Source organism: Mediterraneibacter agrestimuris, assembly GCF_943193195.1.
GTDB classification, from domain to species: Bacteria; Bacillota; Clostridia; order Lachnospirales; family Lachnospiraceae; genus Schaedlerella; species Schaedlerella agrestimuris.
Genome location: NZ_CALPDG010000058.1, coordinates 1 through 17,053, shown reverse-complemented (window position 1 = coordinate 17,053; position 17,053 = coordinate 1). Strand labels below are relative to the sequence as shown.

The window sequence follows — 17,053 nt, the reverse complement described above, 5'->3', positions numbered from 1 at the left end:
CCCATGCGTTTGTTACGTCTTTCTTCTCTAATCCCCATTCCTCAAAAAATAGAGGAAATGGATAAGTGGATAATGAAAACAGCGTATGATTGGCACTGTTAAAAAGGAATTTTGCACCACAAGCAATAGAACAAAATTTCCCAATCTGCAATTTGTCATGGTTTATAGGATAGTGATATAATACATTGTTTTTCTCAAATAACGTCGGGTCATTTACAAAATCATTGTACATTGTAAAATCTCCAACCGTTATATTGGGATTCGTGATTACATGCTTCAAATAAATTGTTTCTTTATCGCCTGTACGGGGATAAATCTGTTTCACTGGAATAGTCATTTAAAATCCTCCTGTTAATTTGAATACTGCCTATTTAACTATTCCAGATAAAGCAATGCAGAGTTTCACCGAAACCACCTCTCTTTTGATTTAAGGACAATTATATACGTCGTTCGATTGAAAAACAATAACCATGTGACTTTTCTTCAAAATATCACACATCCTATTAAGTAGTTCAAAGCCTTGTATAATCAGTACATGCAAAAATATCTTTATTTACGTTTATTTCTATTTTCTAATATACGCTTAATACTTTCAGATATACTTAGTGTTTCTTTGTATGTTTCTGCTCTAGGTCCTATTTGAAATATTCTCCAACCATATTTTTCATTTTCATAAACAAGTGTAATAATGCATAAATCTTGTATGATATGAGGTTGTTCTATTATAAAGGCACCTTCTATATTACGAAATAAACTAACATATGCCATATCATGTTTATCATTAAAACGAACATGCGAACTATACCCTAGATTAGTCCAGTCTTTGCACATTTTATGAAGTTGAGAAAAATCTCCCCAATCATTATGAGTAGGCGGAAAAATGAAGTTCTCAAGTTTTTGCACAGAATAATTCTCTTTCCTTATTTCTTCAATAAATCCAATACAAATCAATAGAATAATATTATCTTCTATACTGTTCTCACTAATTATTTCTTGAAGCTCATTATTAGAAGCATTCTTTCCATATAGATTTGCCCAATAAGGAGAACCTGTTATTTCCTGTCTCGTGTTATTCGAATCACCAAGAAAAATTACCGGTGCATGCTCGAATGGTTTTTGCTCAAGTTTCTTAGCTACACAAGGTAAAATATTATCATATGCATTTAATATTACTTTCTCCAAAGATTCTACATATTTTCTTGTGGCAGCAAAACGAAGCGTAGAATCTACTGTTAATAGCCTTTCTATTTTTTCAGCATCAGCATGGAGGTACAACCCATACATCACATCTTCTATTGTTTGATAAAGATTTAATTTTCTTCCATCAGAAAGAATCATTTGTAGTTGTGTTCGTTCTATCTCATCATAATCCGATAAAAGAGCATCAAAACACTGGCTTTTTTCTGGAAATTCATCTTTTGCCAAATTTAAAATTGACTGTATGTATACTGCATCTTTCTTGCCACCAAATTTCCGTAAAATAATTAACTTTGTTTGTATCGCTATATACTCATCATTTGTATATGAATCTGTTAATGAATGCTCTTTTTTCAGGGAGAAATACTCTACAAAACGCTTGTATTCTTCAACTGTATATAAAAATAATTTGATTCTATTTTGAACTTCCACTTTATGCCTCCACAAAATGTTCTAAACTTTTAAAAAAATATTCTCTTTGGAAAATCCCCCAGCAAAGTTTCGTTCGATAAATCCTAGATTTATAGTCACATTTGTTAATTTAATAGTTTTCATCAAATCTTTAATGCCATTCATTATCATACGGCATCCCTCCTTTAAAACTTTAACTGGGTTTGGCTGGTGACTTCGCCAAGGGCCGTAAGGGTAGCCTTTCCAAAAAGAACATATATTAAATATATCACATTTTCATAGCGATTAAATCTCTTTTCCTTATCATTATAGTGTTTTTCGTTCTTTCATAATTATAGAATACATCATATCGGAACATCTTTCAAAAGTTGTAAATCGATTGTAAAAATTGACCATCTAATCTCATAATCCACCTAAATCAGAGGAATCCTGTCAAACTGCCAACTCCTGCCGTGGCAACAAAAAAGTTTTTTTATCATATGCTAAATCCTCCTCATTATTATTTTATACAATTCATAATAACACTTATCATCATTTCTTTTTCTTCTGGATTTGATTCTGCAATCATAATTGTAAGTGCCACGAGTGTATGGTCGTCAATTAATTTTTCTTCATTCTTAAATAAAACGCCATTCTTATCCAAAAAATATAAGAACATTGTTGCAGCTATTCGTTTGTTTCCGTCAGAAAAGCTATGATTCTTCGTAACAAAATATAATAAGTTCGCAGCTTTTTCTTCCAAAGTAGGATATAAGTCTTCTCCTGCAAAGCTTTGATAAATTGCTCCAATGCTTCCTTTAAATGAATCATCCTTTTCATTGCCGAATAATGAACTGCTGTCACCAAATTTCATATTATCAATTACTTTTTTACATTCCTCATAAGTCAAAATATACGTTGCTCTATTTCCTTTTGGTCGTTCCATATTCTGATGATCATAGGCATCTAATAGTTCTAGTGCCTGACTATATCTTTCTACTACTGTCAATACTTGTTTTGTATCCAAGCTGTTTTCTACTCTTTTCATAACTCGTATTACCTCATTTAATTGATTCATACGATTATGATTCACAGCGTATCCTTTGATTATGTATTCCTTTAAGACACCATTTGCCCAACGTCTAAATTGGATGCCTCGTTTTGATTTCACTCGATAACCAACAGAAATAATAACGTCCAAATTATAGTGTTCTACCATATATTTTTTTCCATCGGATGCAGTTGTCGCAAATTTTGCGACAACTGTATTTTGTCCGGATAATTCTTCTTTCAAAGCATTATTGATATGTTTACCAATCGTTTTTATGTCACGTTCAAACAGTTCTGACAACTGATTTCTATTAAGCCAAACTGTTTCCTCTTTCACCATAACCGGCAAAGATATCATTCTGTCCTCTGTCTCAAATAAAACAATCTCATTTTTGTTATTCATTAACTTCTCCCATCTACATATTTATGTCACATCGGAACATCTTTCAAAAGTTGTAAACCTGTTGTAAAAAATACCTCCCCAATCTCATAATCCGCCTAAATCAGAGGAATCCCATCAAACAGCCACTTCCTGCCGTGGCAGATGAAAAGTATCTTAATCATAATAAAAATCCCTCCTAAAATGCGATGATTTGCCGTGGTTTGGCACGATTTGCGTGGTTTATTTTTCTAGTGAATATTGTTAAAAAAATCACAGAATGGGAAAAACGGGGCAAAATGTGGCAAGTTGAAGCCGTCAATCGTAATAAAAACGTAGTAAAAATTGGGGGTTTTTACTACGATGGCTATTTTAACACATGAAACTATATCTGAGTCTAAATACAATTATCAATAAAAGGTCGTAGCTAATATAAACTATGTATTGAACTTATTTGCTTTGTAAAAATTTTTCAAACAAATCATTGAACATTTTAAAAAATTATATATTGCAACTATTATCCCTTTTTTCAATTATCACATTAAAAATTTATTTAAATCAACATTAATACCTACTGCTTGCATATTCTTAGCCAATTCAAATTTCCATGCACCTGCTGAATCCATATTCGTATATACCACCCCAGTAATATCACCTGGTGTTTCCACGTTTCCTTTAACAAGTGCGGTAACATGATTTCTCCCTAATTTAGCCATCAGATATCCATGCTCAAACACAACATTCTGTCGAGCGCGAAATTTTTCATCATCAGCCTTTTTAGTTTTATCTCTACCTAAATCACACTCAGTGTATAAAACAACAGCATAATCAACATCTGTATAAGACTCTATTTTTTCAATTATCGTCATTCCAACGCTTGCTTGTTCGTGCAAAATTATCGCTTCAAATCCGCTTTTTTCTAACGTGCGTGCCATTTCCTGCTTTGCTGCATCATCGTGACCGTGAACTATAAATACTTTGTTTGCCATAATATTCTCATCCTTCTTTTCTATTTCTCTTGCCTTTTCTGTATCTCTATTTATTATTTTCTTTATATCGATATTAATCAAATTTTGTGACTGATTAACTTGAATAATCTGATACCTCTCTGAAATACCATTTTTGAGGACTCTCTGAAATATATCTCCTTCTTCAAAAGGTATCTCAAAATTAGTAGTAAGAACTTTCCCACACTCGCTCTGCAAATTAACACTTATATTTTCGTATTTTTGCCCAGATGATTTTATTAATGTTACTGGTTGTAAATCCTTTCGTAATAGCCTCAATAATAAGCCCTCCTAGTTTTTGTAAATCATAACAGAATTTATATTTGGCATTTCCTTAATGAAAAAACTTCCCGTATCCAATATTTAGATATTTCTTTTATTAAATTTCATTCAAATATATCTGTACATAGTATCCTTACTTTTTCCGATATTTTATCACAAACAAAACCATTTGGGGAGTAGAAAATTAAAAAAACGCCCCGCCGAAGCAGAGCGCTTTACCATCTCCTTATCAAATTGCCCGGAACATTTTCTGCGACACAGGCTTTTCACCCTTTGCTTTTTCCAGCTCCTTCCTCGCTACCTCCAAATCCTCCATCCGCTTCAGTTCATCCGCAGCATCCTCCAGTCCGAGGTGCGTGTATGTATTCAGCGTCACCCCGATATCGCTATGCCCCATCAGATACTGGAACGTCTTTGGGTTCATGCCCGACTTTGCCATGTTGCCGCAGTAGGTATGGCGGCAGACATGGGGCGTGATGTTCGGCATCTGCACCCGGTAAATCTCATTGTACCGTTTGACCATATGATTGAAACGATGCTCCCAGTGCATTGCCACTTCTGGGTTCCCATTCTTATCCAAAAATAAGAATCCCATGTATCCGCCTATAATCTTCTCATTCCCTGACACTTCCCTGTCCTCAATGATGCCCCGGAAGCATTCGGCAACATCCTCAGTCATGGGCAGTTTCCTCGTTCCCGCATTTGTCTTTGTGGATTCAATTACCAAAATGTTACTTCTGCACAGGGAAGTCCTCCTTTACAGAGAGCATCAACCAATGGAATTGCATTTTTTCATGCAAGACAACTACAGGGACTGCTCCTAGTTGCTCTATAGCATTCTCAATATCTACACTCATTGTTTCTCCTACTTCTAAATAAAACGAATTTTGTTTAAATAAATTTAGCTACAATCGTCTTTCCTTTTTGCGTCATAACACCTGTATGATATTCAACATTTTTCATCCCACCATCATCTGTCACAATCAACATAGTTGTTGCCTTGTACCCAGCTTTAACTATCTTTTGCTTATCAAACCGTATCAAGGGGGTTCCTTTTTTTACCTTTTGCCCTTGTTTTACTAAAAGCTCAAATCCCTCTCCATTCATAGCTACCGTATCAATTCCAACATGGATTAATATCTCAACACCATTGTCAAGTTTTATACCGCATGCATGTTTCATTTCCTGAGAAGCAACCACAACTTCTCCTCCTGCTGGTGCTACCACTGTATTCTCATTTTCTGGTTCAAAAGCTACTCCGTCTCCAAGTGACTTGCTTGAAAATGTCTCATCTGCTACTTCTGTAATTGGAATCACTTTACCGTTTAAAATGGCAACCAATTCTTTTGATTCCTTTTCTTGCACCACAAATACCCAGGTCAAACTAAAACTAATTACTAATGCCAACAACCAGCCAATTGCGGCAAAAGGAAAATACGGCCCGATATATGCCGGAATGCTAAATACACTTGACAAAATATATCCATATAACCTTACTCCAAAGGCGCTTATAAAAGCAGAAGACAATGAACTGGAAATAGTTACTGCAATCAATGCTTTCTTATATTTCGTCAAAATACCAAACAAGGCCGGTTCTGTAATACCAAGAGCCCCGGAAATTACAGAAGATACAACTGCACTTTTACCTTCTCTTGTTTTTTCTTTGAAATAACATGCCGCCGCTGCTCCCACAATAGACAAATTTGCAATAAACATCATCGGCATTAACATGTCATACCCTTTATCAGCAAAATTTTGCAAGGCAATCGGTGTCATGGCATGGTGCATACCTACTAATATAGAAACCGGACGAATCGCCCCAAATACAATTCCAGCAACCACCGGAGAAATATCGAATAACCGATCAATGATCCATGCAAGCCCATTCCCCAGATGGATGCCAATAGGTCCAATTACAGTCAAAGTGAAAAATCCGGAGATTAATATAGTTAAAGTAGGTGTTACAACTGTTTTTAAAACATCTGGCATATGTTTATCCACAATTTTATGTATATAGCTCAAAGCTAATACAGAAAATATGATTGGTATAACAGAACCGGAGTAATTAAATACCGGAACCGGAATGATTCCTCCAAAAGTAAATTGTGAAACTTCCCCAGCTTTTGCAGTATCTACCAAAGCAGGAAACATAATAGTAGCTGCCATTGACAACGCCAAAAAAGGACTTGTTTTAAATTTTTTCGCTGCGGATACCGCAATAAAAAATGGTAAAAATGTAAATACCCCACTCGCCAATATATCAATGAGTAAATAAGTGTCTGTAGTATTAGAGATGATACCCAGTGCAGCCAACCCTGATATTAATCCTTTTATCATACCAGCTCCTGCAATAGCCGGAACGATAGGGCCAAACACACCAGATACCATATCCATAAACCATGTCACAAAATCCTTTTTCTCTTTCGTTATATCTTCCGGTGTGTTTACATCATTTGCAGAAATTCCAAGTATCTCACAAGCAATCTCATAATATTGATTCACCGTGGTTCCGAGTACTACCTGGAACTGTTTCTTTGTAAACTGTGTTCCCATAACTCCGTTTAGTTTTTTAATTTCTTCCTCCTGAATCATATCCAAATTTTTCAGGTCAAAACGAAGCCGAGTCATACAATGCCAAATATTAATAATGTTCTCTGCTCCTCCTACTAACTGAATGATTTGTTGAACAATTACATTTTTCTTTTCATCCATAAAGTCATGTTTCCTCCTTCTCGTTTTAAGTATGTTCGTTGCTGCATGGAATATAACATAGGTTCATGTACTCGTCAAACATACCAAAAAAAATACTTCTCAGGCAAAAAGCCCATGTATATCCACACTTTATTATACTATACAGTCTGAATTGGACTGTTTTTTTTTCATTATTTACCCTTTTATCTTACATTATTGCTATTTTGAATATTCTGTGTTTAAAATATAATTGAGCCAATAATCAATATCCAAGAAGAAATGAGGTAAACTATGAAAAAAACAATTATCACTGACCTTCAATGTTTTATCACAAAACCTGACCGTCACAACCTTGTCATTGTAAAAGTTATGACAGACCAAAATATATACGGAATTGGTTGTGCAACATTCCAATTTCGTCCCAAGGCAGTAAAGTGTATCGTAGATGATTACCTGCGGCCACTCCTTATGGGTAAGGACGCTAATAATATCGAAGACCTATGGCATACAATGATGGTCAATTCCTACTGGCGAAACGGTCCGGTCATCAATAATGCCATCTCTGGTGTAGATATGGCTTTATGGGATATCAAAGGAAAGCTTGCACATATGCCACTATATCAATTGTTTGGCGGAAAATCACGGGATGCCATTCCTGCATATACCCACGCAACAGCAGATACCATGGAGGAACTTTATACACAAATTGAGCAAATCCTGTCTGCGGGATACCACCATATCCGCTGTCAGCTTGGATTTTACGGCGGTGCATCCAATGAATTGAATACACCTGAAAATTCAATGCCAGGTTCCTATTATGATCAGGACCAATATATGTTGAAAACTATTCATATGTTTCAAAAACTGCGTGAAACTTACGGAAACAGATTTCATATTCTCCATGACACTCATGAACGATTGTTTCCAAGCCAGGCTATTCAGTTTGCCAAAGAATTAGAACCATACAAACCATATTTTTTGGAAGATATTCTTCCTCCGGATCAAAATGAATGGTTGGCACAGCTCCGCTCCCAGTGTAGTACCCCTATTGCAACCGGAGAACTTTTTAACAATCCGATGGAATGGAAAGCATTGATAACTAATAGACAAATAGATTATTTACGCTGTCATGTATCCCAATTAGGGGGTATTACACCCGCATTAAAGTTAGCTCATTTATGCGAAAACTACGGTATACGCATCGCATGGCATACGCCCTCAGATATTACTCCTATTGGACTTGCTGTAAATACACACCTGAATATTCATCTTCATAATGCTGCTATACAGGAAAATATTGAGTTGAATGATAACACGAAACAAGTTTTCCCAGGATACATTACATGCAAAAATGGATATTTCTATCCTATTGAAATGGATGGCATCGGTGTTGATTTTAACGAACAAACAGTATCTATGTACCCTTGTGAATACCGCCCGCATGAATGGACACAAAGTCGTATTCCGGATGGAACATTAATGACACCGTAATCATTTCCTGATAACACAAAGACCGGCATCTATCAACGATACCGGCCTTTTATTTTTTCTTATGGCGAAGTCCATGTAATTTTTTATTAAATGGAACAATATATGTGCATCCATAGTCTAAACAAATAATGTTACTATATTCAAAAATTGTCCTATCTCTCAATAATCCTCTGCTTTCAATACTCATAGCAGGCGTATTTTTCTTACATTGAAGAAGGCTTGCTGTCTTATTGTCAACTGCAACTGCTTTGTACTTTGAAATCGTATGACCAATTTTGTAATCTAAGCTTAATATATAATCATAAATAGAATTTTCAACTACTTCTTTATTCATATCGCATACCAGATAACACGGAATCCAAGAGGTCTGCAATTGAGTAATTTGATAATTTACTATCCGTATTCTCTGATATTCCCATAAGTCATCTCCTAATGAGATGCTAAAAATAGAACTGAGTTCATGATTTGCCGGAACTTTTCTTAAGTAAACCATTTTTGATTCAATCTCTTCATATGGTCTTTCAATCATGGAATTTAACATTAATGGATTTTTTAATACCGAATGGTCAATATATATCCCGTCTCCCTGAATAGTATGTATAATCCCCATATTTTGCAATCTATTCAAAACAGACTGGATGGTAAAGCGTGATACGTTATATGATTTTGCTAAGTTCCTCTGTGTCGGAAGCTTCCCCTCCTTATAATACTTCTGATATATTTTACTCAATAAATCATAGAAAATGAAGTCTGCTTTATACGCACTCATATAATCCTCCGTTATTTTTTAATTATTGTAACATATGGAATTGCCCATATCAACTTCAAATGCAAAAACGCTTTTCTTGTTTTAGAACACACAAAAAAATTAACTTTCAAATCTATGCAGTATCAAACATACTAGATTTATGAAATTTTACATTCATATTTGCCATAGAAGAAAACATCGCCTCTTGCCAAACTTATAGCTCCAGCACAAAACTATACCCCTGCCCTAATCAAACCTTTTAACGATTGCCTGCTATCGTTAAAAGGAGGTGCAAATTTTGAGGGCAAACCAGCTCCCGCAACAGGAAAAAGACTCAAACAGCCAAAAAATAAAACCGCAGAATCCGTGGAAAGGCTTATTTCCACGCATTTCTGTGGTTTTCCATTGTATCAATTTCGGTGTTGCGATGTTTCTGTATGCCTGCGGGTATTTTCCTGATTTTATGTCCATTGCAATTTGAGTACCGCTATAAATGTTTAAATTTGCACTATAAAAAATGCATCCAAGTCATTCCTAGATAATTTTTTTATAATATAGTATATAATAATAGAAATAATGTTTCAATTGGAATATGTACTTGCCGTATTTTTAGCTGTTGCATCAATTATCATCAATTCAGGAACTTTCTTCTGGCTCTGTAAATTCAACTGATGAGTTTCTGTAATCTTTTTTAATCTTCCTGGATTCCCCAAATCGACAAATACATATATCATCTTATCTGTTGTACATTCTACTTTTCCATATTCTTCAGCCTGTTCTTCATATCCATGCAAATATTGTGTATTCGTAGATAATTTAACTTCGACTATTGTTTTATCTCCGCCTCGGCTGACCTTAAAATCGACGGGTCCTCTTCCAGCATCTGGTTCAAAACTTATATCTAAATCATTCGCTGATATATAATTTTTTGAACCCAAATGAATAAGCCTCTGCACAATCTTTTCTCTTTTGCTACTTTCAGCACCTCGAATTGTATCCCAACCTTTATTATACTCAACCCAATCCTTGAAGATATCCAAGACATCCAATGCTGCCGCAAAACTGTCTTTCTCTTTGGCACCCTCCACTGCAAAAGTGACACCCTTTCTTTTCATTGTTTTGATCAATGTGGCTGCAAAGTATTCTACATCGTTATTCAAATCATATTTAGCTACCTCTGATTTTCTATATCCTTCAATTACTCGACTACATTTTTCTGGATCTTTAAAAATATGTTCTTTTAGATATGCCTTTTTGTCTCTGGAATACCATCTGCTCCATTCCTCGCCAACTGCTTCATTTATTTCTCTGCGAATATTTTCATTTTCTGAAACCACTCTATCTATATCATCCCAACATTGCGCAATTGGAAGTTCATGCAAAATATCTTTAGGTAATAATAAAATTTCACATCCTTTGTATGGATTCACAGCAAGACCATCTTCTCGAAAAATATATTCCGGATACTTTTCCTTGCAGATTCCAAGTTCATCTTGTATTCTCTTTGTATACATAACAATATCAGGGTATATAATTGTTGCTACCATATCGCTTAACCTATCAGGACCAATATTTTCTTCAAAGAGACTGATGAGTTGAAAAATTTCCGGATATTGCACACCCTTTTTTACAATATCAAACACATCGCTAATAACTTGTTTTCTAAATTTTTCTCCAAATCCTGCACCATGCTCAATTTCGGAGAAACCAAGGTTTATTCCATTAACCTCAGAAAACGTAAACAGCTTAAATGCAGATTTATACATTTTGTCTCCTTTTGAGTCAGATGCGTTAAGGAGTGTTGCTATTTTACTAAAATGATCATTTATACTCTGATACGAGCCTTGAAATTCTGGGACATTACATACCTTCAATCGCATTAAATTTATGAAAAAAGAACTGTCTTTGTCTAAAATACAATCAAATTCTCTTTCTTATCAAATTCATCACCTAATCCAAAGTATTCTGAAACAAACATACAAATTCCTCCCTCATATAGTTATTTTTCCAACATCATCAAGTAACTGTCTAGCCTTGCATTCACATAGCCCGCAAACAGCTTTTCCATTGCACCAAGATTATGCTTTACATGATATTCATCGAATGCATTATAATACGAAATCCGGTCTGCAAATTTAATATCAATTGGCGGATATCCTGCTTTCATCAATTCCAAATTTACAAGCAGCCTTCCAGTTCTACCATTTCCGTCTATAAAAGGATGAACTCCCTCGAATTCAATATGGAACCGTGCAAGCCGGGGAATGATATGATCTGTACTATTCCTATACGTCTCCAACAACTGTTCCATTTTAGGCTGAATCAAATAGGGCTGTACTGGTTCATGTTTCGCACCCATAATTCTGACGGGGACTCTTCTGTAAACACCCCGATCCTCCCGTTTATCTGCTAATACAAGGTAGTGTATCTGCTTGATAATACTCTCCGATAAAGGAACTCGCTCTTTTACCAAATCCCGCACAAAATCAAACGCCTCTTTATGCCCGACCGCCTCCATATGATCTTTTAACGGCTTCCTGTCAATCGTCAGACCACGCAAAACCATATCCGTCTCACGCAAAGTTAGAGTATTTCCCTCAATCGCATTAGAATTATAAGTATACTCAACAATGAATTCCTCCGTCAAACGTTCCAATTCACCCTCAGTCAGAGGGCGTCTGGTATCCAGTTCTTTTTTCTTCCTGTCTATAGCTGTCAGTAAACTTTCTGCTGCTTTAAAACGTCCATCCTCCGGTTTTTTCGCATTTGATGGAATCATCCAACTACGTCCTTCTCGTGTAGCTCCCGAAATTTTTCCTTCCGAGCAAAGTATACGCACCCGTCTGTCAGAAATTCCCCACTTTTCTGCTGCCTGCTTTACCGTAATATACATAAAGATCACACCTCTCTTCCCTCAATAGTATATCTTATTTCCGGAATATTATCAACCAAAAAGGAATAATATTTTATTAATTTCGGAATAATAAAAGACCCGAAAATGCAATAACTGCACTTCGAGTCTTGTTTTCCACACTTTCAGTTTTAAATACCCTCAATCGTAGTAAAACCGTAGTACCTTACCACTCCTATTGTCACAATTTGCCCCGTTCTGCCCCACAAGTGCCGCCAATTCTCGGCTACCCGCCGTGCTGCCGTGGCAGATGAAAAGTACTTTAATCATTATATTTTTCCTCCTGAAATGCCTTGTTTTGCCCTATTTTACGCACTTTTTGGGATTTCTTCAAGAGTTACTGTTTTCCGGAAACTGTAACAAAAGCGGCAATATACGGCAGTTTGAGACCAAGTGTAGTAGTCTGTAGTAGTCAATTGGTAGTCAGTTTAGGGGGGGCAGACTACCGGGATTTTTGAACCTTTTAACGTTTTCTCCCTTTAAGGGGGTGCAGTTTTTTTGATTATCATTTTAGCATTCCCCAACCTTCATCAACACAGTTTAATTAACAATTCAATTGATGTACGTAATTCTTGTTCCGAAAATCTTCGAGTTGGATCCGGATGATCTATTACATTTCGAATGTAAGTTGGTAATGTATCATATGTTGTAGTATATCCTCTTCGGTTAGTAAAAGAAGATGATTTCTGATGCTTAGTCGCATCATAATCGGATTGCTGAATAATATAAGTATCGCATTCTTTTACAGTGCATTCAGCAGTGCCTTGTATGTATGCAATTTTATTCTGTAAATGCCCATATAGCTCTATATGATAATCATTCGAAACAAGATCAAACGCTACATAATTAATTTCCGCAGCAGTTATACTTGGAAGCACTAATGGTGCTGTTATATGGGAGACTTCATGTCTACCAGAATTATTCTTTAACAAAAGGATTAAAGTGTCTGAATTATTATCTAACGCTGACCTCAGCACGTATTGTGAATGTGTTGCCATAAAAATTTGTGATGTCTGGCTTCCGTGTTCATCAACAAACAAGTTTCTATAATAATTAAAAATTTTACCTTGCCAAATAGGATGCAAGCTAATTTCCGGCTCATCAATTAATATGCAACAACCTTTAGAACTTTGCTGATTACGAAGCAGAAATGCACCTCTAAATACAATTTGCTTTTCTCCAGAGCTTAGTGCACTGATTTCAACTTCTTGGTTATCCTTTTTAAAAATAACTTTCTTATTATTTTCTTCATTCGTTATTTTACAATAGTTTAGATTTTGAAATACTGTTGCAAACGCATTTTTAAATCTGGTAATTCTTTTACTCTTCACATCCTCCGTTGGAACTTCTCCAGGATGCTCTTCAACCCATATAAATAAATCATTAGCATCGTTCGCTTGTATATCTATTAAAAGTTGTTGAATTTCGGTAGCTAAATCAGTACCACTACGAATACTTGCTTCCACATCTTCATCAACTTCTTTAGCTGTAACAATTGTAGTCGCTTTAGGATCATAATTAATTTCTACAGTTGAAAAAATACTCCGCAACAAAGTCTTTCTATTTACATCATTAAAAAACCATGATGAATTGAGTTCTTTTTTACATAAGCTTCCATCTGCTTCAGTTCTCTCATACTTCAATTTGATTCGATTCCAGGTATTGGATTGAGCCGAGAAATCTTGTGTAATCTCAAACACTCCTGTAGGGGCAATTAATTCTATGCTTTCACGAACATGCTCTGAAACATATTGTAATTCATCTTGAGATAATGCAATTGAAAATACTCGAATTTCGTTACTTAAATCACCCGTCAACGAAAGATTGCAAAAATCATATATGATATTTAATAATTGTGTTTTTCCACTTCCATTTTCGCCAGCCAAAACAATATTGTCGTATACCTTTCCATGATTATCTGTAAAATCAAACTCTTGATTGCCAAAAAAAGCGTTATTTTGTAATGCAATTTTTCTGATTTTCATATAAGACTCCTTATCGCTCGTTAATCAATTTATTTCAACAGTACGGATTAATGAGAAGAATTACTTTTATATCTCATTGCAATTTAATGATCCCAAAATCCTTACATTCTTAATTATCATCATTTTCCTCAATCGTTTCTCCAGCCGCATCCTCAGTTTGTTCATCATCGTCATACGATACCCATTCAGGAAATGCCATTGATTTCTGTATCGTTTCAGCAGTCTTCACACTCTCCGCTAACAGCTGAGATGTTCCAAAACTTTGAGCAAGCGCTTTAGTCGAAGCAAAGCTATCTGCAATTGCCTTCGTAGCTGCGAAACTATCGGCAATCGACTTTGTAGCTGCAAAACTATCAGCAGCAGCTTTTGATGCCGAAAAACTTTCTGCCATTGCATTCATACTTTTTATCATTTCTGATTGAGCTATTCCCAAATTCATATTTGCATAAGCTTTTCCAACAGAACTCAAAGCATCTGCCACACCACTCTTGTAAATGGCTGTCATTGGCTTCAGCATTTCTTGAACCTTTGCATTAAAACCTATTACAACATCTTTAATTGCTTGTGATTCTACAATATTTTTCACAAAATTACCCGCTATAGTAGCAAAACTTCCTAATATATCAACAATACTATATTCGGTAAAGTTCTCTTCTCTAATACCCTCAATAGCATTTGACAAATCCCTATTAACACTGTTTAGTTTCCTGTTGATTGTTGTAAACTCTTCGACCAATATTGTTTTTTGATGAGCAACTTTATTTCGTGTACTGTGAATATCAACTATTTTTTTCATCCAAGAATCTTGACTTCCGAATTTTTCAAAATGACGTTCCCACAGACTGGTAGGTCTCATTTTTTCAATAACCGCACATATTTCTTCCTTTTCTAGTTCCTCCAAACATTTCGAAGATAACTGTTCACTTATAATACTAGGATAATCTACATGTCTTTGTTCAAATAGATATGTTTCCAAAGTAGCTAAGTCCATATTCTCCAAGGTTTCGTTCAATGAAACATTTCCATGTGCTTTTTCTTGCAATACACTTAACATTTCATCCGAAACAGTTTCTGCTCTCCAGTTACTCCCATATGCTTTCGTTAAAATAAAAAGTACTAAACTTCTTAATTTCCGCTCAAACTCTGCATATTTCGGATATAATCTTTTACAAAAACTTTCAGAGATACCATCATAATCTCGGATACTATGATAATATCTCTGCTGATTAGATGTAAAAAGAGCTCTATCTACCTTTTGCAATGCTGGAATGGATCGAGTTACTCTTTCCTTCGAAGTCATTTCTAAAAAGCATCGTTTTGAATTTCTCTTTTGAATAATACGATAACTAATATCTACATCATCAAGTCTAAGAACCCTATCATCTCGGATTTCTACAGTACTATCTATTATTTCTAACAAAATATCTTGCAGCGTTTTTAATTCGTGTTTTTGCTTTTCAATAAAAATATAACTCATTTTTATTTCAGCCATAACTATTCTCCATTCCTTTCAAGTATGGTTCTATAACAATAAAACATATAATGTTTCATATTTCTTATCATTCCGCCTCAATTATACTATTTTTCTCGTTCCTGCACAATTCCCGAACACAAAAATAACGCCCAAGGTCTTCCCTGAGCGTTTCCATTTTCCTTATACTACTTTGAACATATTCTGTCTCATCGGCTTCTTGCCTTCTGCCTTATCCACTTCTTTTCGCGCCTGCTCTAGTTCCTCCATGCGAATCATCTCATTTTTCGCATCATCCAAACCTAGATGAGTGTAAGTATTCATCGTCACGCCAATATCGGAATGCCCCATCAGGTACTGCAGCGTCTTCGGATTCATGCCAGCCTTTGCCTGATTGCTACAGTAGGTATGTCTGCAAATGTGCGGCGTGATTTTCGGCATCTGCACTTTAAAGATGCTGTTGTACCGATTCACCGCATGCTTGAACCAGTGCTCCCAATGAAGCGCCACTTCCGGCATCCCACTCTTATCCCTAAAAAGGAATCCGACATAACCATCCACCATAATCTCCGGAAGATCAGTTGGTCTGTCTTCCAGAATCGCCTGAAACATTCGGAACACATCCTCTGTCATCGGAATCTTTCTCGTTCCAGCATTTGTCTTCGTGGATTCGATATGATATTCCATATTGTTGAGTCGCTGAAGCTGATGGTCAATATTGATAATACGGTTCTTTAAATCGATATCTTTAATAGTAAGTCCGCAGAATTCCGAAATTCGAAGCCCCGTATGAAATAAGATGTAGAATACCTCATAATACTTGCAGTACACGTTATCGTCATGTACAAACTTGAGAAACTTCCTCATCTGGTCCTTTGTAATTGCTTCTCTGGTATGCTCCGTATTTACCACTACACCGGCAAGCTGGAATGTAAATGGATTTTTTACGATAATGTCATCATCCATTGCCATCTGGTATGCGGGTCTGAGAACGCCTCGCACCGTTTTAATGCTGCTGGATCCTCGCCAATCCTGCTGTAACTTAATAAGAAATAACTTTGCATCCGATGTCTTTACTTCTGAAATCTTCTTGCTCCCAAACTCCTCTTTTTCCATCAGATTCTTCACAAATTTGTAATTGATGAGGGTGTTCGGCTTCACACCGGTTCTTGTCTGCAGGTAACGGTCAATCAGCTCATTTACCGTCATCTTTTTACCCATTGGATCCAGTTTGGAATCCAAATCCTGCCGTACCGTCTTCTCCAGTTCCCTAAGGGAAAGGCAGGGCTGCTTTCCTACCGGCTGCGGATCTGCGGGAACCAGTCTCCAGCTGTAAAGAAATTTTGGTTTCCCGTCCACTACATATTTATACTGCTATAAATGAGCAAATTTGAAAAATTGCACAAAACTACACTGCGAATTTCATAAATGAATCAAAATCATTACTTTCC

12 protein-coding genes and 3 pseudogenes are annotated in these 17,053 nt (G+C 35.8%); 1 reads left to right on the top strand and 14 read right to left on the bottom strand.

The features are described from left to right. From NFS18_RS17335 to NFS18_RS17310, 8 genes and pseudogenes are all read right to left on the bottom strand, one after another. Positions 1-337: pseudogene (locus tag NFS18_RS17335) on the bottom strand (acetyltransferase); the annotation flags it as partial. A 212-nt stretch (positions 338-549) separates the two neighbouring features. Next, a complete protein-coding gene (locus NFS18_RS17330; RefSeq protein WP_251392551.1) occupies positions 550-1,629 on the bottom strand; it encodes a hypothetical protein in 1,080 nt (359 codons plus the stop codon). Positions 1,630-1,650: 21 nt separating this feature from the next. Continuing rightward, positions 1,651-1,779 carry a hypothetical protein gene (locus tag NFS18_RS19400; protein WP_277613683.1) on the bottom strand — a complete coding sequence of 43 codons (129 nt, stop codon included), beginning with the start codon at positions 1,777-1,779 and terminating at the stop codon, positions 1,651-1,653. A gap of 328 nt (positions 1,780-2,107) precedes the next feature. After that, the gene (rhuM, locus tag NFS18_RS17325; protein WP_251392549.1) at positions 2,108-3,040 is read right to left on the bottom strand and encodes a RhuM family protein; all 933 of its coding nucleotides are present in this window, start codon (positions 3,038-3,040) and stop codon (positions 2,108-2,110) included. A 512-nt stretch (positions 3,041-3,552) separates the two neighbouring features. Further along, the gene (locus NFS18_RS17320) at positions 3,553-4,302 is read right to left on the bottom strand and encodes a TIR domain-containing protein (protein ID WP_251392547.1); all 750 of its coding nucleotides are present in this window, start codon (positions 4,300-4,302) and stop codon (positions 3,553-3,555) included. A 232-nt stretch (positions 4,303-4,534) separates the two neighbouring features. Further along, a pseudogene (locus tag NFS18_RS17315) lies at positions 4,535-5,029 on the bottom strand (tyrosine-type recombinase/integrase); the annotation flags it as partial. A 7-nt stretch (positions 5,030-5,036) separates the two neighbouring features. Next, positions 5,037-5,162 carry a hypothetical protein gene (locus tag NFS18_RS19395; protein ID WP_277613682.1) on the bottom strand — a complete coding sequence of 42 codons (126 nt, stop codon included), beginning with the start codon at positions 5,160-5,162 and terminating at the stop codon, positions 5,037-5,039. Positions 5,163-5,196: 34 nt separating this feature from the next. Continuing rightward, entirely contained in the window at positions 5,197-7,017 is a 1,821-nt protein-coding gene (locus tag NFS18_RS17310; RefSeq protein ID WP_251392545.1) for a glucose PTS transporter subunit IIA, read from the bottom strand. Between the two features lie 270 nt (positions 7,018-7,287). Here NFS18_RS17310 and NFS18_RS17305 point away from each other — a divergent pair, with 270 nt between their 5' ends. Beyond that, positions 7,288-8,487, top strand: a complete 1,200-nt coding sequence (locus NFS18_RS17305) for an enolase C-terminal domain-like protein (RefSeq protein WP_251392543.1) — start codon at positions 7,288-7,290, stop codon at positions 8,485-8,487. Between the two features lie 49 nt (positions 8,488-8,536). Here the strand turns inward: NFS18_RS17305 and NFS18_RS17300 are convergent, their stop codons facing one another. The 6 genes and pseudogenes from NFS18_RS17300 to NFS18_RS17275 form a co-directional block, all read right to left on the bottom strand. Continuing rightward, the gene (locus NFS18_RS17300; RefSeq protein ID WP_251392541.1) at positions 8,537-9,256 is read right to left on the bottom strand and encodes a GntR family transcriptional regulator; all 720 of its coding nucleotides are present in this window, start codon (positions 9,254-9,256) and stop codon (positions 8,537-8,539) included. Positions 9,257-9,816: 560 nt separating this feature from the next. Beyond that, on the bottom strand, positions 9,817-11,001 hold the full coding sequence (locus tag NFS18_RS17295; RefSeq protein ID WP_251392539.1) for a hypothetical protein: 1,185 nt from the start codon (positions 10,999-11,001) through the stop codon (positions 9,817-9,819). A gap of 233 nt (positions 11,002-11,234) precedes the next feature. After that, a complete protein-coding gene (locus NFS18_RS19835) occupies positions 11,235-12,128 on the bottom strand; it encodes a Fic family protein (protein ID WP_120476116.1) in 894 nt (297 codons plus the stop codon). A 548-nt stretch (positions 12,129-12,676) separates the two neighbouring features. Next, positions 12,677-14,131, bottom strand: coding sequence for an AAA family ATPase (locus tag NFS18_RS17285; protein ID WP_251392538.1), 1,455 nt, complete (start codon positions 14,129-14,131; stop codon positions 12,677-12,679). Between the two features lie 109 nt (positions 14,132-14,240). Then, positions 14,241-15,623 carry a hypothetical protein gene (locus tag NFS18_RS17280; protein WP_251392536.1) on the bottom strand — a complete coding sequence of 461 codons (1,383 nt, stop codon included), beginning with the start codon at positions 15,621-15,623 and terminating at the stop codon, positions 14,241-14,243. A 162-nt stretch (positions 15,624-15,785) separates the two neighbouring features. After that, positions 15,786-16,976, bottom strand: a pseudogene (locus NFS18_RS17275) (site-specific integrase); the annotation flags it as partial. Positions 16,977-17,053 lie beyond the last annotated feature (77 nt).